Origin of the sequence: Persephonella sp. (assembly GCF_027023985.1) — a bacterium.
Classification (GTDB): Bacteria; Aquificota; Aquificia; order Aquificales; family Hydrogenothermaceae; genus Persephonella_A.
On sequence record NZ_JALVTW010000030.1, the window covers coordinates 49901 to 71281 of the forward strand.

The 21381-nt window shown below is 34.0% G+C and carries 22 protein-coding genes; 13 read left to right on the top strand and 9 right to left on the bottom strand.

Annotation, left to right across the window (positions count from 1 at the left end; translation table 11 throughout):
• Nucleotides 1-192, top strand: coding sequence for a hypothetical protein (locus MVE07_RS07400; protein WP_297455885.1), 192 nt, complete (start codon nucleotides 1-3; stop codon nucleotides 190-192).
• A gap of 1 nt (nucleotide 193) precedes the next feature.
• Here MVE07_RS07400 and nth read toward each other — a convergent pair whose 3' ends face one another.
• Nucleotides 194-853 (bottom strand): endonuclease III, encoded by a 660-nt coding sequence (gene nth / locus MVE07_RS07405; protein ID WP_297455887.1) that lies wholly within the window; start codon nucleotides 851-853, stop codon nucleotides 194-196.
• 22 nt (nucleotides 854-875) lie between these two features.
• On the opposite strand from nth, the gene MVE07_RS07410 reads away from it, so the two are divergent.
• Together MVE07_RS07410 and mutS are read left to right on the top strand one after the other, a co-directional pair.
• Nucleotides 876-1691, top strand: a complete 816-nt coding sequence (locus MVE07_RS07410) for a M23 family metallopeptidase (RefSeq protein ID WP_297455888.1) — start codon at nucleotides 876-878, stop codon at nucleotides 1689-1691.
• A gap of 34 nt (nucleotides 1692-1725) precedes the next feature.
• Nucleotides 1726-4326 carry a DNA mismatch repair protein MutS gene (gene mutS, locus MVE07_RS07415; RefSeq protein ID WP_297455890.1) on the top strand — a complete coding sequence of 867 codons (2601 nt, stop codon included), beginning with the start codon at nucleotides 1726-1728 and terminating at the stop codon, nucleotides 4324-4326.
• 148 nt (nucleotides 4327-4474) lie between these two features.
• On the opposite strand, the gene MVE07_RS07420 is transcribed toward mutS, so the two are convergent.
• Nucleotides 4475-4780, bottom strand: a complete 306-nt coding sequence (locus MVE07_RS07420; RefSeq protein WP_029522441.1) for a hypothetical protein — start codon at nucleotides 4778-4780, stop codon at nucleotides 4475-4477.
• A gap of 37 nt (nucleotides 4781-4817) precedes the next feature.
• Nucleotides 4818-5552 (bottom strand): pseudouridine synthase, encoded by a 735-nt coding sequence (locus MVE07_RS07425; RefSeq protein ID WP_297455893.1) that lies wholly within the window; start codon nucleotides 5550-5552, stop codon nucleotides 4818-4820.
• A gap of 216 nt (nucleotides 5553-5768) precedes the next feature.
• Here MVE07_RS07425 and MVE07_RS07430 point away from each other — a divergent pair, with 216 nt between their 5' ends.
• Nucleotides 5769-5978: a cold-shock protein gene (locus MVE07_RS07430; RefSeq protein ID WP_029522443.1), complete on the top strand. Its 210-nt coding sequence runs from the start codon at nucleotides 5769-5771 to the stop codon at nucleotides 5976-5978.
• Between the two features lie 79 nt (nucleotides 5979-6057).
• Nucleotides 6058-6573, top strand: a complete 516-nt coding sequence (locus tag MVE07_RS07435; protein WP_297455895.1) for a hypothetical protein — start codon at nucleotides 6058-6060, stop codon at nucleotides 6571-6573.
• On the opposite strand, the gene MVE07_RS07440 is transcribed toward MVE07_RS07435, so the two are convergent.
• Nucleotides 6566-6985: a M67 family metallopeptidase gene (locus MVE07_RS07440; RefSeq protein ID WP_297455897.1), complete on the bottom strand. Its 420-nt coding sequence runs from the start codon at nucleotides 6983-6985 to the stop codon at nucleotides 6566-6568. The genes MVE07_RS07435 and MVE07_RS07440 overlap by 8 nt on opposite strands.
• A gap of 29 nt (nucleotides 6986-7014) precedes the next feature.
• On the opposite strand from MVE07_RS07440, the gene lipB reads away from it, so the two are divergent.
• On the top strand, nucleotides 7015-7629 hold the full coding sequence (lipB, locus tag MVE07_RS07445) for a lipoyl(octanoyl) transferase LipB (protein WP_297455899.1): 615 nt from the start codon (nucleotides 7015-7017) through the stop codon (nucleotides 7627-7629).
• Nucleotides 7629-8492, top strand: coding sequence for a diaminopimelate epimerase (gene dapF, locus MVE07_RS07450; RefSeq protein WP_297455901.1), 864 nt, complete (start codon nucleotides 7629-7631; stop codon nucleotides 8490-8492). Before lipB ends, dapF begins: the two co-directional genes overlap by 1 nt.
• On the opposite strand, the gene MVE07_RS07455 is transcribed toward dapF, so the two are convergent.
• The 5 genes from MVE07_RS07455 to dnaK all read right to left on the bottom strand — a co-directional run bounded on the left by MVE07_RS07455 (nucleotide 8485) and on the right by dnaK (nucleotide 13022).
• Nucleotides 8485-9189, bottom strand: a complete 705-nt coding sequence (locus tag MVE07_RS07455; RefSeq protein WP_297455903.1) for a C4-type zinc ribbon domain-containing protein — start codon at nucleotides 9187-9189, stop codon at nucleotides 8485-8487. The genes dapF and MVE07_RS07455 overlap by 8 nt on opposite strands.
• A 132-nt stretch (nucleotides 9190-9321) precedes the next feature.
• Nucleotides 9322-9777, bottom strand: coding sequence for a HepT-like ribonuclease domain-containing protein (locus MVE07_RS07460; RefSeq protein WP_297455906.1), 456 nt, complete (start codon nucleotides 9775-9777; stop codon nucleotides 9322-9324).
• Nucleotides 9774-10079, bottom strand: coding sequence for a nucleotidyltransferase domain-containing protein (locus tag MVE07_RS07465; protein ID WP_297455908.1), 306 nt, complete (start codon nucleotides 10077-10079; stop codon nucleotides 9774-9776). Before MVE07_RS07465 ends, MVE07_RS07460 begins: the two co-directional genes overlap by 4 nt.
• A 92-nt stretch (nucleotides 10080-10171) precedes the next feature.
• Nucleotides 10172-11038: a zinc metalloprotease HtpX gene (gene htpX, locus MVE07_RS07470; RefSeq protein WP_297455910.1), complete on the bottom strand. Its 867-nt coding sequence runs from the start codon at nucleotides 11036-11038 to the stop codon at nucleotides 10172-10174.
• A gap of 103 nt (nucleotides 11039-11141) precedes the next feature.
• Complete coding sequence (gene dnaK, locus MVE07_RS07475; protein WP_297455912.1) at nucleotides 11142-13022, bottom strand: molecular chaperone DnaK; 1881 nt, start codon at nucleotides 13020-13022, stop codon at nucleotides 11142-11144.
• Between the two features lie 162 nt (nucleotides 13023-13184).
• Here dnaK and MVE07_RS07480 point away from each other — a divergent pair, with 162 nt between their 5' ends.
• From MVE07_RS07480 to MVE07_RS07505, 6 genes are all read left to right on the top strand, one after another.
• Nucleotides 13185-13724, top strand: a complete 540-nt coding sequence (locus MVE07_RS07480; protein WP_297455914.1) for a hypothetical protein — start codon at nucleotides 13185-13187, stop codon at nucleotides 13722-13724.
• Nucleotides 13690-15375: a DEAD/DEAH box helicase gene (locus MVE07_RS07485; protein ID WP_297455916.1), complete on the top strand. Its 1686-nt coding sequence runs from the start codon at nucleotides 13690-13692 to the stop codon at nucleotides 15373-15375. The genes MVE07_RS07480 and MVE07_RS07485 overlap by 35 nt, the downstream gene beginning before the upstream one ends.
• Before the next feature lies 1 nt (nucleotide 15376).
• Nucleotides 15377-16774 carry a PAS domain-containing protein gene (locus tag MVE07_RS07490; RefSeq protein ID WP_297455918.1) on the top strand — a complete coding sequence of 466 codons (1398 nt, stop codon included), beginning with the start codon at nucleotides 15377-15379 and terminating at the stop codon, nucleotides 16772-16774.
• A gap of 10 nt (nucleotides 16775-16784) precedes the next feature.
• Entirely contained in the window at nucleotides 16785-17102 is a 318-nt protein-coding gene (cutA, locus tag MVE07_RS07495; RefSeq protein ID WP_297455920.1) for a divalent-cation tolerance protein CutA, read from the top strand.
• Between the two features lie 104 nt (nucleotides 17103-17206).
• Nucleotides 17207-17953, top strand: coding sequence for a slipin family protein (locus MVE07_RS07500; protein WP_345781547.1), 747 nt, complete (start codon nucleotides 17207-17209; stop codon nucleotides 17951-17953).
• 185 nt (nucleotides 17954-18138) lie between these two features.
• Nucleotides 18139-21144, top strand: coding sequence for an ATP-dependent Clp protease ATP-binding subunit (locus tag MVE07_RS07505; protein ID WP_297455924.1), 3006 nt, complete (start codon nucleotides 18139-18141; stop codon nucleotides 21142-21144).
• The last annotated feature ends 237 nt before the right edge of the window (nucleotides 21145-21381 follow it).

The window sequence follows — 21381 nt, forward strand, 5'->3', positions numbered from 1 at the left end:
ATGAGGGATTTAACAACATTAATTTTAGCGGCAGCAGCATCATTTGCATTTTTTTACAGACTTTTCAGTAAAAAAAAGCAAGAAATAAAACAGATTGAAATTGAACAACCGGAAGAGCTAAAACCATTTGCGCCATCAGGCAAAATGGTAGAAGTATTAAAAAGATTTAATGAGATGAAACAAAAGATTTAACTTATCTGTGTCTATCCACACCTACTTTTTCGCAATATTGAGAAACAGGGCATTTTGAACAAAATGGGGATATCGGCTTGCATATAGTCTGCCCAAAAGCGACAAGCAGGTCATTTATTTTGTTCCAGTATTTTTTAGGAACTTTTTTCATTAACTCCAGCTCTGTTTCCTCCGGAGTTTTTGTTTTTACAAATCCCAGTCTGTTTGTAATCCGGTGAACGTGGACATCAACACATATTGCGGGTTTATTAAATGATAAAGCAAGCACAAGATTTGCTGTTTTCCTACCAACTCCGGGAAGTTTAAGAAGTTCTTCAAGGATGTCAGGAACCTGACTGTTGTATTTTTCAACAAGAATTTGGGATATTTTCTTTATTGTTTTTGCTTTATTTCTGTAAAATCCCGCCGGATATATAGCTTTTGCAATTTCTTCTTCTGAAAGCTTAAGCATATCATAAGGGTTGTCTGCCAGTTTGAATAATCTTTCTGAAGCTTCAGCAGTTACCTCATCTTTTGTTCTTAAACTGATTATTGTTGATATCAAAATCTGAAACGGTGTTCTATGCTCCCTTTTTGCCATAAGGGACACTACAGGAGCATTCCATTTTGGAAATTCCTTTTCCAGTATATCAAGCACTTTTATAAAGGTTTTGCTATCCATAAAAAAAGATTATACTAAATGTATGGGTGTGCTTGTTACTATTTTAGTTATTTTTATAAGTTTAGGTTTTTTCTTAAAACCAAAGGCAGAGGATATATATCCCAATACATTTTATCCGGGAAGTATTCATATCTTAAAAAACACAACAGGTTCATATATAGAACTAAAAACAAACTATGGAACATTTAGATTTCCCATAAAAGATAAGAATGCATTTTTCGCAATTCCCTATGGAACTAAAGGAATGGCCATTTTAAATGTTGTAAAAGATGGTCAGGTGGTTTATCGACGATATTTGATTATAAAAGATAAGTATTTCAGAGTTTCCAGAATACATGTTAGAGAAAGAAGGTTAACCAAGAAAGTTTTAAAAAGAATATATGTAGAACATAAGCTTCTAAGAAAAATATTTAAAACCTATACCTCCAAAAAATTTACAGAAGACCACTTCCTAAAACCCCTCAGATACTTGAAAATATCAACACCGTTTGGGGCAAGAAGAATTATAAACGGCACCAAAAAATCTATCCACTGGGGCACAGACTTTAAAGCCCCAAAAGGAGAACCGGTTTTTGCATCTCTTACAGGAAAAGTAGTATTGGCAAGGGAGCTTTATTACACAGGGAATACGGTAATTATTGACCACGGCCTTGGCCTTTATACTCTGTATGCCCATTTATCAAAAATAACAGTCAAAGAAGGCCAGATGGTAAAAGGAGGCCAAATTATCGGTAAAGTAGGCTCAACAGGAAGATCAACAGGACCTCATCTGCATTTTGGGGTTTATATAAATGACATAAAAGTTGACCCGATGTTAGCCTTAAAACTAAAACTGTAATATATTGTAAAAAAACTTTTTTCAGGGGAAAAGAATGTCAGAAAAGAAAGAAAACATTACCCCTATGCTTGCCCAGTATCACAGAATTAAAAATGAATATCCGGATGCTCTTGTTTTATATAGATTAGGCGATTTTTATGAGATGTTTTATGAAGATGCATATATAGGAGCCAGAGACCTGAATATAGCCCTTACCAGAAAAAAGGTTGGGAAATCTGCAGATATTCCAATGTGTGGAATTCCCTATCATGCTGCAGACAGTTATATAAGCAGGCTTGTTGCAAAAGGACATAAAGTTGCAATCTGTGAACAGCTTGAGGATGCTTCAAAGGCCAAAGGAATAGTCAAAAGGGATGTTATCAGGGTAATAACCCCGGGAACATATTTTGAGAATGAAAAACTGAAATCTGCCCTTGTTGCAATACTACCTGAAGGAAATAAATATGGAGTTTCATATATAAACCTCTCCACAGGTGAGTTTTTTGCAACTATTACAGACTTTAATGGTTTAATAGCATTTCTTGGAAAATTTCAGCCAAAAGAGATACTGCTTCCTGAAAATACTGAAATACCAGAAATAAAAGAAAACTTCAGGAATATATTTATATCCCATGTCCCCCAAGAATTTTATTCCCAGGAAAAACTAAAAGAACTGTTAAACTTTTTCAAAACCAGCCATTATTCATCATTTGGATTTTCAGATAAAGACATGACTGCCCTTTTATCAGCTGCAGCAGTTCTTGAGTATGTCAAGATAACTCAGAAGCAATTTTTACCTTTTATAAATCCCTTAAAGCAATATCAAGGGGATATTTATATAAGGCTTGATTACTCAGCCCAGAAACATCTTGAACTAACAACGGCAAATGAAGGAAATATTCCATTACTGCGGGTCATAGACAGAACTCTCACAGGAATGGGAAGAAGAAAATTAAAATTTTTCCTGCTTCATCCATTAAAGGACAAAAACCTTATACTTCAAAGACTGGAATTTGTTTCTGAATTGTTTGAGAATTCAAACATCAGGGAAAAAATAAGAGAAATATTAAACGAAGTATTTGATGTGGAAAGGCTTATCTCAAAAATATCCTCAAACACAATGACCCCTCGGGATATGGTTGCTCTCAGAACATCTTTAGAATATATCAGACAGCTTAAATCCCTGAAAGACCAGATAAACTCCCAGTATGGAAAAGAATTATTTGAAAATATTGAGGATTTTTCTTATCTGATAGATAAACTGGAAAATTATCTTGAGGATAATCCACCAATACATCTAAAAGAAGGGGGATTAATCAAGAAAGGAGTCCATCCAGACCTTGACGAGCTCAAAGAAATAAAAGAAAAAGGAAATCAATGGATTAAAGAATATCAGGAAGAGCTCAGAGAAGAAACAGGCATCCAGAGTCTTAAAATAGGCTATAACAAAGTAATGGGCTATTATATAGAAGTAACCAAGCCAAATCTTAAATTTGTCCCCTCATATTTCAGGAGAAGACAGACCCTTTCAAATGCAGAAAGGTTTACCACGGAAAAGCTTCAGAGATTTGAGGAAAAAATTCTGTCTGCAGATGAAAAAATAAAAGCCCTTGAGTATGAAATATTTATGCAAATCAGAGAAGAAATTTCGGAAAATGCAGAAAAAATTGCAAAAACAGCACAAAACGTCGGACTTATAGATGCTATACAGTCCCTCGCCACAATATCTGTGGAAAAAGGATGGACAAAGCCGGAAATAACCGAAGGTTACGATATATTTATTCAGGAAGGATACCACCCTGTCATAAAAGAGTTTGTAAATGATTTCGTTCCAAATGATTTAAAAATGGACAGAAACTCCTTTTTCCATATAATCACAGGTCCAAATATGGCAGGTAAAAGCACATTTATAAGACAGTCAGCAATCATACTAATTCTGGCTCAGGCAGGCTCATTTGTTCCGGCTAAAAAAGCGAAAATCTCCATTGTTGATGGAATATTTACCAGAATAGGTTCTGGGGATGTTTTATCAAAGGGACTCTCAACATTTATGGTTGAGATGCTTGAGATGGCAAATATCCTTAATAATATAACCTCAAAAAGCTTTGTTGTTCTTGACGAAGTTGGAAGGGGAACCAGCACTTATGATGGTCTTTCAATTGCATGGGCTATCTCAGAATATATAAGTCAGAAAGTAAAAGCAAAAACATTGTTTGCCACTCATTACCACGAACTAACTAAATTGGAAGAAGAGATAAAAGGTGTCAAAAACTACCACATGGAAATACTTGAAAAGAAAGGAGATATAAAATTTCTATTTAAGGTCAAGGAAGGTTTTACAAACAAAAGCTATGGCGTTCATGTGGCAAAACTTGCAGGTATAAAGGAAGAAATAATTAAAAGGGCTTATGAAATCTTATATCATCTTGAAGAAGAACAGGAGAAAAAAATAGATGACACGATAATAAATTTATCCCAGAAAAAAGAAGAGTATCTGCCGTTATTCAGGGAATTAGAAGAAAAGGAACAAACTCCTGAACATATTCAACAAATAATAAAAGAGATTGGAAGCATAGATATAGCCACGATGACACCGATAGATGCAATAGTATTTCTAAATCAACTAAAAACAAAAATAAAACAGTTTAAAAATTAAAAAGGGCGGTATCTTTTGATACCGCCAGAAATAGGAGGTTAGGAGGGCCATGAGAGGAAACACAGCTTCAGGTGCTGCGTGTCCCACTAACCTGAGGGGGATTTGTATTATATGCAAAAAATGAAAAAAATCAATACCTTATATCAGACTAAAGGATATGTTTTGCCATTGTGTTAAAAACTATTTCTACAGCCTGGTCAGGATGTTCAAGTGTAAAATCTGCCTCAATTCCAACATCACCGAAAGTCTTAAAATACCTTATAATACGGTAGTGTTTTTTGCCATCTTCTTCTTTCCTTGCAAGGAAGAAAACCACATTTCCAACTTTCCCTGGCTGAACTGCAGATAAAACTGTATATCCTTTCAGTGCTTTATAAAGCGGCTCTCCATCTGGAAGTTCAAACTCCTTCATAAGCGGAAGAACATCCTGAGGCTCTTCAATTTTCATTTCCATAACAAATTCTCCTGACTTTTTCTTTAAATATAAATCTCTAACTTCTACCTGTCATTTTTATAGTTCTTTGGAGCTCTTTTTCAGGAATATACTCCCACTCTTTAGGTTTCAAATTATTCAGTTTTATTCTACCAACAGATATTCTTATCAGCCTTATAACAGGATGACCAAAGGCAGCCATAAATCTCCTTACGATTCTTTTCTGCCCTGAATGAATTGTAATTTCCAGAATTGTAGAATTTCTTTTTTTCTTAATGATTTTTATATCATCAGGTTTAAGGAATGTATCTTCAAGCTGTTTTCCTTTCCTCATACTATTAAAAGTATCCAGATTAACCCTTCTTTTTACCTCAACTATATAGGTCTTTGGAACTTTATTTTTAGGGTGCATAAGTTTATTTGCAAACTCTCCATCATTTGTAAGTATAAGTAGACCTTCACTGTCATAATCCAGTCTGCCTGCCGGAAATACCTTTTCCTTAAACCCAATTTCCTCAAATAAATCTGAAAGTGTTTTTCTGCCAAACTTGTCCTTACCAAGCTGGGTCAAATAACCACGGGGTTTGTATAGTTTTATATAAACATTCTTCTGAACAGGCTTTAATACCTTACCCTCAACTTCAACTTTATCCTTATCCGGATTAATTTTTAATCCCAGTTCTGTTACTACTTTGCCATTTACTTTAACCTTTCTTTCCTGTATAAGCTGGTCTGCCTTTCTTCTGGAGCAGTATCCGGTTGATGCAATAAATTTGTTAAGTCTTATCCCCATAATAAATCCTTCCTGATATTTTTAGGAAATTTAGTATATAACAACTTAAATCTGACCAAAGTTTGTGCAAATTAGTATTGACAATATACCAAAAAAGGCACATACTTATTGCAGAAGATGTTTAAAGTCTCTCAGGGGAATTCCCCTATCAGAGCGCGCTCCCAGAGTCTTTAAACTCTTCAAAAAAGTTAAATTTATTTTGGAGGATTTTTAGTAATGCGTCACACAGGCACAGTTAAATGGTTCAACTCAAAGAAAGGATACGGCTTCATCACAAGAGATGATGGCCAGGGCGATGTTTTCGTTCACTTCTCAGCTATTCAAGGCGAAGGATTCAAAACTCTGGAAGAAGGCCAGAAAGTAGAGTTTGACATTGTTCAAGAAGAAAAAGGCGAAAAAGCACAAAACGTTGTAGTCAGCGAATAATCAATCTCTTCTCATAAAGGGGTGGAATTCCACCCCTTTTTTATATTATTCTTAAAATCAAAAATTCTCAGGAAATCAAATGAAAAAATTTTTCTTAACTATTTTTGTTTCATTGTTATTTTTTGTATATGCATTTGCAGAAAAGGGAGTATATAAAGCTTATGTATATTTTCTCCCTGTCGGTGAAATAACTTTTGATATTCAGGATAAAAAAGCATTTGTAAAAGGTGAAACATACTCAAGCTTCAGATGGATTTATAATTACACCTTTAGATTTGAAGCCTCTGAAAAAGGCTATTTTCTTTATGAGAAAGAGAACAAAAAAGAAAAAATATACAAAAATGAGCAAATTCTGAAGAAAAAACCATGGCTTCCTTTAATAGTGAAGTATATCCTTGAAGGTCAAAAGCCTGACCCTGAAAAAGACAAAAACTTTCCATACAAAATAGTTGAAAAAGAAGATGAGGTGATAATATACCCACTGAAAAGCAAAAAAGTAAAAAGAATAATCCTTAAATTATCAAAAAACAGCAGACTACCTGAAAAAATAGAAATAGAAGGGAAAATAGATATAACATTGGAAAGAATTAAATAATTTCCACTTGCTCTTCCTGAAATTTGCCGTTAATTAGTTCCCAGCTTCTCCAACTCTCAGCCTTACCATTTTTCACAGATAGAATTATATAAGACATATCAGGTTGGGCAAATCTAAGGTCTGTTTCTGAAGGTCTATCAGGATGGTCAGGGTGGGTGTGGTAAATTCCTACAATCATTAACCCCCTTTTGTCTGCATAATTTTCAACCTTTAAATAATCCTGAGGTGCTATCTCAAATCTATCGTTAGCTCTTTCCTTATTTTGATTTTCTACCTGAAAAGCCTCAACAGCCGTTCTTATATTATTTTCAAAATCTATCTCACCAATTAAAAATCCGCATATCTCATAAGGATATCCTCCTTCGCCCTGCTTTTTAATTTCCTCTATTACTTCTTTTTTTATTTTAAGCATTATCAGACCCCTTTTTGTATAATTTTATCATGGAGATTATTGATTTAGGCAAAACAGAGTATAATCGGGCTTTAAAACTGCAAAAGGAATTTTTTGAGAAAAAATTAAAAAATCCCCAGCAGGAAGACATTGTCCTTATCACAGAACACTATCCGGTATATACCCTTGGGAAAACCACAAAAAAAGAGCATCTGATAAATATCCCTCCGGAAATTCCTGTGGTTGAAATAGAACGTGGCGGAAGTGTAACATTCCACGGGGGAGGCCAGATAGTTGTTTATCCAATAATAAGCCTTACTGGGAAAAAGCTATCTGTTAAAAATTTTGTATGGTCTCTTGAAGAAGTAATGATACAGACCTTAAAAGAGTTTGATATAGAGGCTTATAGACTGGAAAAGCTGCGGGGAGTATTCACGCCAAAAGGTAAAATAGGCTTTGTAGGAGTAAAAATATCCCGTTTTATTTCCTATCATGGATTTTCATTAAACGTAAATGTTGATAAAACGTTTTTTGATAAAATAATCCCCTGTGGAATAACTGATATTCCTGTTTGTAATATGGCAGACTTTATACCTGAGATTGATATTGAGCAGGTGAAGCCTGTTCTTAAAGAAAAAATAAAAATGATTTTAGGGGAAAAATAATGGAAAAAAACTTCTTTGTAAAATCCCATGGCCTTGGAAATGATTATATATGTTTAGATGAGGAAAATATTGATTTTCCTTTATCTACACAGGCTATAAAGACTATTTGCGATATCCATTATGGAATAGGTTCAGACGGGATACTACTGAAAACAGCTTCAGAAAAGGCTGATTTTGGTCTGAGAATTTTTAATCCTGATGGTTCAGAGGCAGAAAAAAGCGGAAATGGTTTAAGAATTTTCATAAAGTTCCTGTATGACTACGGATATACAGATAAAAAGGAATTTACAGTAGAAACAAAGGGTGGCATCGTAAAAGCAAATATTGATGAGCTTGAGAATGGTAAAGCCCGTATAATTACCGTAGATATGGGAAAGGCTATTTTTAAGTCAGATCAGATACCTGTTATCTGTGGGACAGAAGAATGTATAGGCAAAAAAATTAAAATAAAAGACAAAGAATTTGAGATTAACTGTGTATCTGTAGGAAATCCCCATTGTGTAATAATTACAGATGAACTGAATGAAAAGATAGTCAAAGAATACGGTCCACTTATCGAAAATTATGAAATATTCCCAAACAGAACTAATGTCCAGTTTGCAAAAGTAATCTCCCCAGACATTGTTGAGATAAGGATATGGGAAAGGGGAGCAGGATACACCCTCGCTTCAGGCAGTTCTTCCTGTGCTGTTGCATCTGTTATGGTAAAAAGAGGGCTGACAAATAGAAATCTCACAATAAAAATGCCTGGTGGAGAACTGAAAATATCAATAGATGAAAACTGGAATATAAGAATGACAGGGGAAGTTCAGGAAATATGCTCAGGAGTCTTAAGCCCTGAACTGACGTCCCAGTTTATTTAGGCTGGTAATAGAGAAATCTACCACAATGGGGACAGGTTAATAGGCCCTCCCCTTTAACAACGCTACTGTAAACTTTAGGTGGTATTATTAAAAAGCAACCTGTGCAGGTATCACTGTCTATAATCGCAATTGCTGTTCCTTTTTTATTTTTGACCAGCTCATATCTTGATAGAAGCTGCGGTTTTATACGGGATGCCACGTCTTTTCTTTTTTCTTCTAATTCTTTTAGCTGCTGCTCTATATTTTCAAGCTCTTTTTCTTTTTCTGATATTTTTTTATCAATTTCTTCTTTTTCTTTATCTATAATCTGTTGTAATTTTTGCTCTTCTTCTTTGAGTTTTTCTACCTCTTCCATCAGGGATAAAATCTCATCCTCAACTTCCATTATCATCTCTTCTATCTGGGCTTTTTCTCTGAGAAGGGCTTTGTATTCTTCGTTGGTTCTAACCCTTTCCAGTGCTTCCTGTATTTTTTGAATTCTGTCTTCATAACTCTGGATATCCAGCTCTTTTTCCCTTTTCAGGGCTTCAGCTTTTTTTAGGTCTGTATGGATTTTTTCAAATCTGAAAATCAGTTCTTCCTTTTGTTTTTTTAAGGCTTCTATTTCCTGTGGTATCTGCTCTTTGAGTTTTTTTAGTTTTGAAATTTGCTGGTCTATTTCTTGAAGTTCAAGTAAAAGTTGTATATCAGTATCCATCTTATCTCCAATTTAATTTTTAACTATATCTATAATATACTTTTATCCGAAGGTTAATCAATAGTAGTATGCTCAGAAACAACCATCTAAAAAGTAGTGAAAACAAAATTCAGCAGCGACTACAAGATAAATTTAAAGTATTTTCTTACTTTCTAAGTAATTTTCTATATTTTGCAGAGCTTTTTCCAAACGAGAAATTTTATTCATAGCTATATTAATCTCTTCTTTTATAGATTCAAGTTCGTCAGGGTATTCATGTGTAAGTTTATTTCTTAATTTTCTTATTTCCATCCATTCCAAAGAAGAATCAATTATTCCTAATTTTTCCAATCTATCCAGTATATCTATAAAACTCATATTTTCATAAAGTTCTCCTATCTCTTCTAAAAAACGCCTAAAAAGTTTTTGCCCTAAGTAATCCTGAAGTTTTATAAATCTAAAAACAAATGTATCTATTACTTTTACAACTTCAAAATCATCTATATCAAAATTTTCCAGCAAATTTTTGTCTTCTATTTCTTTAGAAGCCTGTTTAAGCCTATTCAGGTGAATTTTGGCTATCTGAAGATTTTCCTTAATTATGCTCAAATTAGCACCCCTTTCTCTTTTGCTTCTTTAAAAATGTTTTTCTCTTTTTTATATGGATCTTTAACTATTAAATCCACTTTTCTTTCTATACCTTTTATTTCTAACTGTGCTAAAAATTTGAGTTCTTCCTGTAAAGAGGTTTTTTTATCTGTTTCTATAAGTATATCAATATCTCCACCTTTCTTGCTTAAGTCTGCCCTTGAACCAAAAATATAGACCTTGGAATTTTCCCCAAATATTTCCTTTGCCAAATTCTTAATTATTTTGATTTCATTTTGAGATAATCTAACTCTTTTTTCCATTTTAAAATTAATAAAATGATTTTGTAAATAAATTTGTAAATAAAACTACTACTGTGAGAAGTGTATGGCAAGGAGAAAGCCAAAGGGCAGGCTTACACCTGCCCCATTTCTCTGGCCATTTGATAAAGTCTTCTGATTCTTTCTTCTGTTGGTGGGTGTGTTGAGAATAAAGATGCAATTGCTGAACCTCTAAGAGGGTTTACTATCATCATATGGGCTGTTCCTGGATTAATCTCTCTTTCTGCTATAGGTGCAAGTTTTTGTGCAGCTATTTCAAGTTTTTCAAGGGCTCTTGCAAGGGATAATGGACAACCGCATATTTTTGCACCAGTTGCGTCAGCTGCATATTCTCTTGAACGGGATATAGCCATCTGTATAAGCATTGCTGCTATAGGAGCAACTATCAGCATAATCAGGGAACCTAATAGATTTCCTATTCCGTCCTCTTCATCTCTGCCGCCAAATATATTTGCCCAGAAAGCAAGTTCTGTCAGCATTGATATGGCACCACCAATTGTTGCAGCTATAGAGGAAATAAGTATATCCCTGTTTTTTACGTGGGCTATTTCGTGGGCAAGCACTCCTCTAAGCTCTTCAGGAGAAAGCACATTCAAAATACCGGATGTTACTGCAACAACAGCATGTTCAGGATTTCTTCCTGTAGCAAATGCATTCGGTATGTCTATAGGAGCAAGATATATTTTAGGCTTTGGAATTCCAGCGTTTCTTGCTAATTCCTCAACCATATCATGTAGCCAAGGAGCCTCTTCATATGGAATTTCTCTGGCACCATACATAGCCAGAGCCATTTTATCTGAGAACCAATAGGCCATAAAGTTCATAATCATTGCAAAGAAAAAGGCAATAATCATACCTGTATGGCCACCTAAAATCTTACCTACTACAATAAACAGTCCTGTTAATACACCAAGTAACAGAACTGTTTTTATGGTTTGCATGATGCCGCCAACCTCCTGATTTATGGTTTAAGACATATTAGAGATAGGCTGTGAAAATTTTGTGAATAAAAAATAAAAAAGCCCCCTTTAAGGGGGCTTTTGATTAATTAACTTCAGGCTCTATCACATCATCGTCAGAGCCTTTATTTTCTCCTCCACCTTGTTGTGGCCCTCCACCTGACTGATATAGTTTTTGTGCTATTTTGTTTGCTACTGTTGTTACTTTTTCTATAGCAGCTTGTATTTTATCTTTTTCATTTGAAGCAAGGGCATCTTTTGCCTCTTTTAGCACTTCTTCAGCTTCTTTCTTATCATCAGCGGAGAGTTTAGCCTCATTTTCTTTAAGTGTTTTTTCTAAACTATATACCAGAGCATCAAGCTGGTTTCTAAGTTCAACTGTTTCCTGGAATTTTCTGTCTTCTTCTTCGTGTTTTTTAGCTTCTTCAATAATCTTGTTAATTTCTTCCTCTGTAAGTCCTGAAGACTGTTGAACTGTTATAGATTGTGATTTCCCTGTTGCTTTATCTGTAGCTGTTACGTGGAGTATTCCGTCTGCATCTATATCAAAGCATACTTCAATTTGTGGAACTCCCCTTGGTGCAGGTGGTATGTCTGTAAGGAAGAATCTACCAAGGGATTTATTCTCTTTAGCCATTTTTCTCTCGCCCTGGAGAACATGTATCTCAACTTGTGTTTGATTATCAGCTGCTGTTGTGAAGATTTCACATTTTTTGGTAGGTATAGGTGTGTTTCTTGGGATAAGCACTGTCATTACACCACCCAGTGTTTCTATACCAAGTGAAAGTGGTGTAACATCTATCAGAAGAACATCTTTTACTTCTCCTGCAAGAACACCACCCTGTATTGCTGCACCAACAGCAACAACTTCATCAGGGTTTACACCTTTATGTGGTTCTTTACCGAAGAACTCTTTAATTCTTTGTTGAACAAGAGGAATTCTTGTTGAACCACCAACCAGAACAACATCATCGATATCTTGAGGTGTCAGTTTAGCTTCTTCAAGGGCTCTTTTAACAATATCCATAGTTCTGTCTATAAGGTCTTTTATCATTTCTTCGAGTCTTGCTCTTGTTAGCTTTTTCTCTAGGTGTAGTGGTTGATTTGTATTAGGGTCTATTGTGATAAATGGCAGGTTAATTTCTGTTTCCATTTTGAATGAAAGTTCCTTTTTAGCCTGTTCAGCAGCTTCTTTTAATCTTTGGAATGCAGTTTTATCCTGTCTTAAATCTATACCATGCTCTTTTTTGAATTCATTTACAAGCCAGTCTATAATTCTTGCATCTATATCAGCACCACCAAGGTGTGTATCACCATCAGAAACTTTAACTTCAATAACACCTTCCCCTCCTTCAAGGATAGACACGTCAAATGTTCCACCACCAAAGTCATAAACAAGGATTTTTACATCAGATTTTTTATCAAGTCCATAAGCAAGAGCTGCCGCTGTAGGTTCGTTGATTATTCTTTTAACTTCAAGTCCGGCAATTTTACCTGCATCTTTTGTTGCCTGTCTTTGTCTTTCGTTAAAGTATGCAGGAACAGTAATCACCGCTTCTGTAACTTTTTCACCAAGATAGCTTTCAGCTGCTTCTTTTAGTTTTTTAAGTATTTGTGCACCCACTTCTTCTGGTCTTACAAGTTTTCCGGCATTTGGGACATCAAACACAGCATCCCCTTTATCATCTGCAACAACTTTATATGGAACGTGTTTTAATTCCTCTTGAACCTCTTCAAATTTTCTTCCTATGAATCTTTTTGACTCATATATTGTATTTTCCGGGTCTAATACAGCTCTTCTTTTTGCCGGATCACCAACAAGTATTTCTCCTTCTTTTGTCCAGGAAACTACAGAAGGAGTTGTCCTAAAGCCTTCCTGGTTTGCAATAACAATTGGTTCACCACCGGACATTACAGACACAACTGAGTTTGTAGTTCCAAGGTCTATTCCGATAACTTTGCCCATGGATTTTTCCCTCCAGTATTTAGTATTTTCACATTTTATAATTTACAACTTTAGTCTATTATTGTCAAGTCTTTTTATATCATTAATTATAAATTTTATCAGGGTTAAATAAAATCAAACTTCAGACGATAAATATCTAAAACTGTTTTTGAGGTTGTTATAATGAGGATTGCATATATAAATTTTTATTCTGTTGAAAATCTCTTCAGAGCAGGCGTCCTTATCACAGATGAAAGCACTAAACCTATTGAATTCAGAATAACCTCAGATTTGAATATAGACAAACTCCAAGAAATCCTATACGGAGATACACTTCATGATATCTTATTCAGAGAAAAATTTTCTATTCAGCTACTACTTTCTATGCAAGAAGATTATGATTTTGTTCTTACAAAGGAAAAATCTCTTCTGAATATCAGGAAGGATATAGGAAAACCAATTGTTCATATTCAAAAATATGACCATTTTATGCCTAATAACCGTAGAAGCCACAAAATCATAAATATCACAGAAAGATATGAACCCCTTTACATAACAATATCAAAAGAAGACGAAAACAAACTGATAGGAATAGCCCATAAACTTCAAGAAATATATAGAAACTTTAACATTATGGAACCGTTTAAAAGAATAGAAAACGCAATAAAATACATAATGGAGAATCAGGTTGAGACTGAAAGAGCAGGAGTTTATATCAGATAATCTTGTTCAAGAAATAAATGTAAAAACACAGCTTTTATTTTCAGGGGAAGCATCCTGTTTTATTTCCGGAAATCTAGTAAAGGAACTACCTGAGATATCTAACTATGGAGAAAACTTTACTAAAAAAGTGAATATAAACCAGGTTTTAAACAAGAAAAAGCAAACTAAAAAAGCAAACAACTATAGTCTATTTGATCTACTTAAACCTATTTTGATGCCTTCTATAGATTTTGAACTGCCTAAAGATATATACTTCCCTGCAAAACTGTTTAATTATCAGATTGAAGGAATTAAATTCCTAATCTCAAAAGAGTTTGCCCTTCTTGCAGACCAGATGGGAACAGGAAAAACAGTAATGTCCACAACAGCAATGAGAATACTATTCCTACAGGGAAAAATTAAAAAAGCTCTTATCGTAGTTCCTTCAAATCTGATATCTGTATGGGAAGAACATCTGACAAAATGGGCACCTGAGCTATTGTTTATCACCTTAAATGAGAAGAGAAAAAGTAGAGAGATAATGTGGCAACAAAAAAGCCATATATATTTAATAAGCTACGATACCTTGAAAAATGATTATAAAAAATCAAGAAGTATCCTTGAAAAATTTGCAAAGAAAATAGACCTTGTCTTATTGGATGAGGCACATAACATAAAAAATCCGGACACTTTAAAATCAAAAGCTGTAAAATTTGTGGCCAGAAAAGCCAAAATTAGATGGGTCTTAAGCGGAACTCCTCTTCAAAACAATCTCAAAGAATTACTATCCTTATATGAATTTTTAAATCCTCAATTTGTTAAAAAGAAAAATATCACAGAAGAAGAAGCACGGGAACTTATTAAACCTGTTATGCTACGGAGGCTTAAAAAGGATGTTCTAAAAGACCTTCCGGAAAAATTACCTCCCGAAATAGAAAAATTTGAGCTATCTCAATTACAAAAAGCTGAATATGAGTATATACTGGGTAAAGAACGGGAAAGATTGGAAAATATTTACAATAAATTTAAAGGAGAAAAGAACTTCAAATTCGTTATGCGACAAAACCTTATTCAGTCTATCCAGAAACTTCGTCAGGTGTGCAATTTCCCAACAAAAGCCATAGAAAGTCCTAAAATGGAAAGGCTCAGGGAAATTATCCTTGAACTTATTGAAGAAAAAGAAAAAATTATAGTATTCACAAACTTTGTTCAGGCAGGAATAGAAAAAATAAAGAAAAATTTATCATTTTATATAAACCCTGATTATATAGTTGTTTATCACGGAGGATTATCTCCTCAGGAAAAGAAAGAAGCTGTTGAAAAATTCAGAAAAGACCCCCACAAATACGTTTTTATCGGAACAATCGGAGCAGCAGGAGAAGGTCTTACTCTAGTAGAAGCAAGCTATGCTGTATTTTTTGACCTACACTGGAATCCTGCGAAAATCTGGCAGGCAGAAGATAGAATTCACAGAATAGGACAAAAGAATAAAGTTAATATATATAATTTTGTAATGAAAAATACTATTGAAGAAAAAATTCTTCAAAAATTAAAAGAAAAGAAAAGAATGATAGAAAATGTTATAGATGGCATAGAGAAAAAAGAAGAAGACCTGATAACAATAGATGACCTGTTAGATATTGTAGGGCTTAAAGCCGTTAAGGAGGGCTAAGATGCATTACCGCACAAAGATACATCCTAAGAATATAGAATCACCCTTTAGACCTGATGAAATGTTTTTTTCTGTAACAGACCTTAAAGGAATCATCCTTACAGGAAATGATGTTTTTTACAGAACCAGTAAGTATTCCAAAGAAGAAATGATAGGAGCTCCTCACAACATAATAAGACATCCTGATATGCCAAGAATTATATTCAAACTTTTATGGGACTACATACAATCAGGAAAACCAATCGTTGCTTATGTAAAAAATATGGCCAAAGATGGCAGTTATTACTGGGTTCTGGCAACGGTTATGCCTCTGAAAGATGAAAGGGGTAAACCTAAAAAATATGTATCAATCAGAATAAAACCCACTACTGAGTATTTAGATCTAATAAATAGGGTATATAAAGAATTATTAGAAGAAGAAAAAAAAGGAGGTATGGAAGCCTCTTATAAAAAATTAATGGAAATTCTACAGAGTTATGGATTTTCTTCATATGACCAATTTATGAAAGTTGTGCTGGCAAAGGAATTAGAGTCTAAAAAGGACATTTTAAAAGTAGAAGAATTTGAGGATATAAATCTTAATACCAATTTTTCTAAAATTGTTCATAATGTTTTTGAGGCTGCAAGAAAACTTAATAAAATCTATGATAGTATCTATGACAAAATAAACATCTTTGAAAACTTTACAAAAGTTCTGCAGGAAAAATCGGACAGGATATTTAGTCTAACAGATTATATAAGACTTATCTCTCTTAACTCATCTGTTGAATCTTTCAAACTTGGTAGTAAAGGTGCTTCTTTCTCTGTTTTATCTGCTGAGATGCGTAAAAACTCAGAAATGGGAAACAAAATAATTGAAGACATGAAAAAGCAAACTACAAAAATAATGGACGATATGAATCATATAGTTATATTGATTAATATATCTAAACTTCAAGTAATTATGATAACAAAATTCCTCAGAGAAGTTCTTGAAAAACTACAGGAAGGAGAACTAATAGAAGAAGAAAATAAAGAAATAGAACAAAATATTAGAGATTTACTCCAAATTTTAATCACAGATGCCAAAGAAATAATGAAATACTCTGAGGATATGCAAGGACAACTTAATATGATAGATGAAGATATGAAAAGATTGAAAATACTTATAAAACGCCTTGAATTCTTATATCTCAATGGAATGGTAGAATCTGCACATCATACAGAAACAAGTTTCTCAATTATATTTACAGAAGTTAACAAACTGGTTGAATCCACAAGAGAGGTTCTTGGAACGCTACACACACCACTGTTTGAAGTAATAGATAAAAATAAAGAAATGAGTAAAGAATTTAAAGAAGTTGACCGTATAATAGAAAAAATGTATAAGGAACTTGATTTAATGGCAGAAGTTGTATAGGAGTAAAAAAATGGGATATATAGTGGTATTTATAACTACACCAGACAAAGAAGTAAGTTCAAAACTTGCAAAAGGGCTTGTGGAAAATAAGCTAGCTGCATGTGTAAATATAGTAGATGGTTTAAACTCCATTTATTTTTGGCAGGGAAATATAGAAAATGACTCAGAGCAGCTGCTTATAGTAAAAACCACCGAAGAACTGTTTGAAAAATTAGAAAAATTTGTAAAAGCAAATCATCCTTATACTGTTCCTGAAATTATAGCAATACCAATCATAAAAGGCTCAGCTGATTACCTCAACTGGATTACAGAAACAGTTAATAGTTAATAATGAAAAGAATAATAGATATTGTATTTTTCCTTATTTTTGCTTTTGTCCTCTTTAATATTTTGGGAGGTAAAAATATTTTTGCTTTTTTCGGAGGATTAAATATGGCACCAATTATTATTTTTGCAATATTTGCAATAATATTTCTGGCATCAGCAATCAAAATTTTACCTGAATACGAAAGGGCTGTTGTATTTCGTCTTGGTAGAGTTATAGGAGCTAAGGGGCCCGGACTTATTATCCTTATTCCTTTTATAGATAAAATGGTAAGGGTTTCTCTTAGAGTAATAACAATGGATGTTCCAACTCAGGACGTCATAACACGGGATAACGTTTCTGTAAAAGTTGATGCTGTGGTTTACTTTAGGGTTGTTGATCCTGTAAAAGCTATAGTAAATGTTGAAGATTTTGTTTATGCCACTTCCCAGATATCCCAGACAACCCTTAGAAGTATATGCGGGCAGGCGGAGTTAGATGAACTGCTTTCTCAGAGAGAAAAAATAAATATGAAACTTCAGGAAATAATAGACAAAGAAACAGACGCATGGGGAGTTAAAGTCGTTTCAGTAGAACTCAAAAGAATAGACCTTCCTGAAGAGCTTGTAAAAGCAATGGCCAGACAGGCAGAAGCAGAAAGGGAAAGAAGAGCAAAAATCATCGCAGCAGAAGCAGAATATCAGGCAGCACAGAAACTTGTAGAAGCTGCACAGCTCCTTTCACAACAACCTATTGCAATGCAGCTTAGATATCTTGAAACCCTTAATACAATTGGACAGAAAAATGCAAAAACAATAGTTTTCCCATTTCCAATTGAAATAACAGATTTTATAGGAAGTATGAAAAAACAATAGAGAAATTCTGATTTTTCAAACTTAGTAATTAAAAAAGTTAACATCTTTTATTTCAAAACTTCCCTTTGTGGAAAATCAATATCAAATTAAAAAAGGGTTGCACTTTTAAATAATCGGTTTTATATTTATATACACATACTAAAAAAATTTTATAATAAAATACTAAAATTTTAATGGAGGGTAAAATGTTCAGCGAAAATCTACTTGATAAACGGTCTAAAGAATACTTAGAAACAGCAAAATCTATTGCCCAGAGAAGAGGTGATAGATTAACAGATACAGACCATTTATTAATGGCTTTAATTTCAAAAGAGGATTCTCCCCTTAGAAAAGTTCTTGAGAAAAGGGGAATTGATGTAAAAGATTTAAGACAAAAAATAGAGGAATACCTTAATGACCTCTACTCCCAAATTGATAAATCTACAAGGGAGTATATCAATTACATAAAAGACCTTCAAGGTCAGCTTACAAAAATTAGAAATGATGTTCTAAAAATTCTTGATGAGCTTAAAAAAATTGCTGCTGCTAAAAAGCAGCTTGAAAATGAGCTTAGATATGAAGAAAGCTCTTTTTGGGGTGGTTTTGGTAGTTCTACAAGATTAGAATATGAAAGATTAAATAGATATGAAAAAGAATTAAAATCTCAGCTATCCCAGATTAAAAACTCACTTCTCCAAGTGATGGATGAAGAAACAGCAGACAGATTTTTATCTGGAGAAACAGGATTATCTGCAATTTTGTATAAAATAATAGAAAACTCTGATTTTGTTAAACAACTTAAAGATTTAGGTATATCTCCAGATAGAGTTGTTGTCAAAATTGCCGAAGAAGCATTAGGAACTAAAAGCGGGAAAATATATGCTTCTAATCTGATAAAGGTTTTAGAAGAAGCAGAAAGAAAAGCCCTTGAAAGCGGTGAAGCACAGGTTAAACCTTTATATATAGCTACAGCTTTAATTGATGCTAAAGATACAATAGCAGGAAAAATATTAGAACAAATATTAACAGGAGGAAAGGAAAAGATGAACGGAGAAAACATACAGCAAGAAATGGCTGAAGAGGAAAAATCTCCATTAGAGAGATTTACTGTAGACCTTACACAACTTGCAAGAGAAGGAAAACTTGACCCTGTAATTGGCAGGGAGAAAGAAATACAACAAGTTATTGAAATTCTTCTCAGAAGAACAAAAAACAACCCTGTTTTAGTTGGTGAAGCAGGTGTTGGTAAAACAGCAATTGTAGAAGGCCTCGCCCAAAAAATAGTTAACAAAGAAGTTCCAGAGGAACTTTTTGATAAAAGGATTTTAGCACTTGATATGGGAGCTCTTCTTGCAGGAACAAAATACAGAGGAGAGTTTGAAGAAAGATTAAAAGGTATTATTGATGAAGTCAAAAAATCAGAAGGAAATATCATTCTATTTATTGATGAGCTTCACACAATTGTTGGTGCTGGAGCTGCTGAAGGTTCAACAGATGCAGGAAACCTGCTTAAACCTGCACTGGCAAGAGGAGAGCTTAGAGTAATCGGTGCAACAACTTTAGATGAATACAGAAAATATATAGAAAAAGACCCAGCATTAGAAAGAAGATTTCAACCTGTATTGGTAGAAGAGCCAGATGTTGAAACAACAATAGAAATACTTAAAGCACTTAGACCAAAACTTGAACAACACCACGGTGTAAAAATTGCAGATAGTGCCCTTGAAGCAGCTGCAAAACTTACTCACAGATACATACAGGATAGAAGATTACCTGACAAAGCTATTGATGCATTAGACCAGGCTTGTGCAAGAAAGAAACTTAAGCTTGTATATGCTCCACCTGAAGTAATAGAACTGGAAAGAAAAATAAAACTTCTTGATGAGCAAATTGTTCAGGCTTCTTTAGATGGAGATTACGAAAAAGAAGCACAGCTCAAGATAGAAAAAGCCAAACTTGAAAAAGAGCTCAAAGAACTGATGGCAAAATCTGACAATGAACATCTTAGACTTGAACAACTCAAGAAAAAACTTGAAGAAATAGAAGAACAGATTGTAAAAGCAGCTGAAGCTGGAGATTACGAAAAAGAAACAGAGCTTAAGATAGAAAAAGCTAAACTTGAAAAAGAAATAAAAGAACTTGAGCACAAAATCGCAGAAAGAACTGTTGTTACAGAGGATGACGTAGCAGAAGTAGTTTCTGACTGGACAGGAATACCTCTGTCTAAACTGAAAGAAGAAGAAATGGAAAGACTTCTTCACCTTGAAGAAGAAATGCATAAAAGGGTTGTTGACCAGGAGCATGTTATTAAAACAATTGCTGAAGCTATCAGAAGAGCAAGAGCTGGACTTTCTGACCCAAGAAAACCACTTGCATCATTTATGTTCCTTGGTCCAACAGGTGTAGGTAAAACCGAAACAGCAAAAGCATTGGCAGAACTACTGTTCGGTGATGAAGATGCACTGATTAGACTTGATATGTCTGAATTCAAAGAGGAACACTCTGTTGCTAAATTAATCGGTGCACCTCCAGGATACGTAGGTTATGAAGAAGGAGGTAAACTTACAGAAGCCGTTAGAAGAAGACCTTATTCTGTAGTGCTCCTTGATGAAATAGAGAAAGCTCACCCAAGGGTATTTGACCTATTCCTGCAAGTATTAGACGATGGAAGACTTACAGACTCACAGGGCAGAACAGTTAACTTTAGAAATACAATTATCATAATGACATCTAATATAGGTAGCCAGTATCTTACATTGATACCATTTGATGCTGATGAAGAAACTATAGAAAAAGAGTTTGAAATTGCAAAAGAAAAAGTCTTAGAAGAGGTTAAAAACTACTTTAGACCAGAGTTCCTGAACAGATTAGATGAAATACTGGTATTCAAACCACTGTTCAAAAAAGAACTGCTACAAATTGTTGACCTTATGCTTAGAAACCTCAATAAAAGACTTATTGAAAGAAATATACAGATTGAAGCTACAGATAAAGCTAAAGAGCTTATTGCAAAACTTGGATACGACCCTGTATACGGTGCAAGACCTCTTAGAAGAGCTATACAAAAATATGTTGAAACTCCGCTTTCTGAGAAAATACTTAAAGGAGAGGTCAAACCTGGAGATATTGTTATCATCGATGAAGAAAACGGAGAACTGGTGTTCAAAGTCAAAGAAGAAAAACAGGAAGAAAAACAAGAAGAAAGTAAATAAAGAATTATTTTTCCTAAGCCCCCAATTGGGGGCTTTTTTATTGCAAGCAGGCTTATAATGATGTATAAGTTATAAATAAGGATTTGGCTACATCACAAAAGAATATGATTTAAATCATATAAAAATCTCTACAAAATCAGGGTGTAAATTTTAGCAAGATGGACTCAAATTTTAGATAATAATTGGAACTCAATGATTAGCGAACTGCATAAATTTTATGCAACTGAAAATCTGTAG

What these genes read in the sequence shown, in the direction of transcription:
- MVE07_RS07400 (WP_297455885.1), top strand. Translation starts at nt 1, where the DNA reads ATGAGGGATTTAACAACATTAATTTTAGCGGCAGCAGCATCATTTGCA.
- nth (WP_297455887.1), bottom strand. Translation starts at nt 853, where the DNA reads ATGGATAGCAAAACCTTTATAAAAGTGCTTGATATACTGGAAAAGGAA.
- MVE07_RS07410 (WP_297455888.1), top strand. Translation starts at nt 876, where the DNA reads ATGGGTGTGCTTGTTACTATTTTAGTTATTTTTATAAGTTTAGGTTTT.
- mutS (WP_297455890.1), top strand. Translation starts at nt 1,726, where the DNA reads ATGTCAGAAAAGAAAGAAAACATTACCCCTATGCTTGCCCAGTATCAC.
- MVE07_RS07420 (WP_029522441.1), bottom strand. Translation starts at nt 4,780, where the DNA reads ATGGAAATGAAAATTGAAGAGCCTCAGGATGTTCTTCCGCTTATGAAG.
- MVE07_RS07425 (WP_297455893.1), bottom strand. Translation starts at nt 5,552, where the DNA reads ATGGGGATAAGACTTAACAAATTTATTGCATCAACCGGATACTGCTCC.
- MVE07_RS07430 (WP_029522443.1), top strand. Translation starts at nt 5,769, where the DNA reads ATGCGTCACACAGGCACAGTTAAATGGTTCAACTCAAAGAAAGGATAC.
- MVE07_RS07435 (WP_297455895.1), top strand. Translation starts at nt 6,058, where the DNA reads ATGAAAAAATTTTTCTTAACTATTTTTGTTTCATTGTTATTTTTTGTA.
- MVE07_RS07440 (WP_297455897.1), bottom strand. Translation starts at nt 6,985, where the DNA reads ATGCTTAAAATAAAAAAAGAAGTAATAGAGGAAATTAAAAAGCAGGGC.
- lipB (WP_297455899.1), top strand. Translation starts at nt 7,015, where the DNA reads ATGGAGATTATTGATTTAGGCAAAACAGAGTATAATCGGGCTTTAAAA.
- dapF (WP_297455901.1), top strand. Translation starts at nt 7,629, where the DNA reads ATGGAAAAAAACTTCTTTGTAAAATCCCATGGCCTTGGAAATGATTAT.
- MVE07_RS07455 (WP_297455903.1), bottom strand. Translation starts at nt 9,189, where the DNA reads ATGGATACTGATATACAACTTTTACTTGAACTTCAAGAAATAGACCAG.
- MVE07_RS07465 (WP_297455908.1), bottom strand. Translation starts at nt 10,079, where the DNA reads ATGGAAAAAAGAGTTAGATTATCTCAAAATGAAATCAAAATAATTAAG.
- htpX (WP_297455910.1), bottom strand. Translation starts at nt 11,038, where the DNA reads ATGCAAACCATAAAAACAGTTCTGTTACTTGGTGTATTAACAGGACTG.
- dnaK (WP_297455912.1), bottom strand. Translation starts at nt 13,022, where the DNA reads ATGGGCAAAGTTATCGGAATAGACCTTGGAACTACAAACTCAGTTGTG.
- MVE07_RS07480 (WP_297455914.1), top strand. Translation starts at nt 13,185, where the DNA reads ATGAGGATTGCATATATAAATTTTTATTCTGTTGAAAATCTCTTCAGA.
- MVE07_RS07490 (WP_297455918.1), top strand. Translation starts at nt 15,377, where the DNA reads ATGCATTACCGCACAAAGATACATCCTAAGAATATAGAATCACCCTTT.
- cutA (WP_297455920.1), top strand. Translation starts at nt 16,785, where the DNA reads ATGGGATATATAGTGGTATTTATAACTACACCAGACAAAGAAGTAAGT.
- MVE07_RS07500 (WP_345781547.1), top strand. Translation starts at nt 17,207, where the DNA reads ATGGCACCAATTATTATTTTTGCAATATTTGCAATAATATTTCTGGCA.
- MVE07_RS07505 (WP_297455924.1), top strand. Translation starts at nt 18,139, where the DNA reads ATGTTCAGCGAAAATCTACTTGATAAACGGTCTAAAGAATACTTAGAA.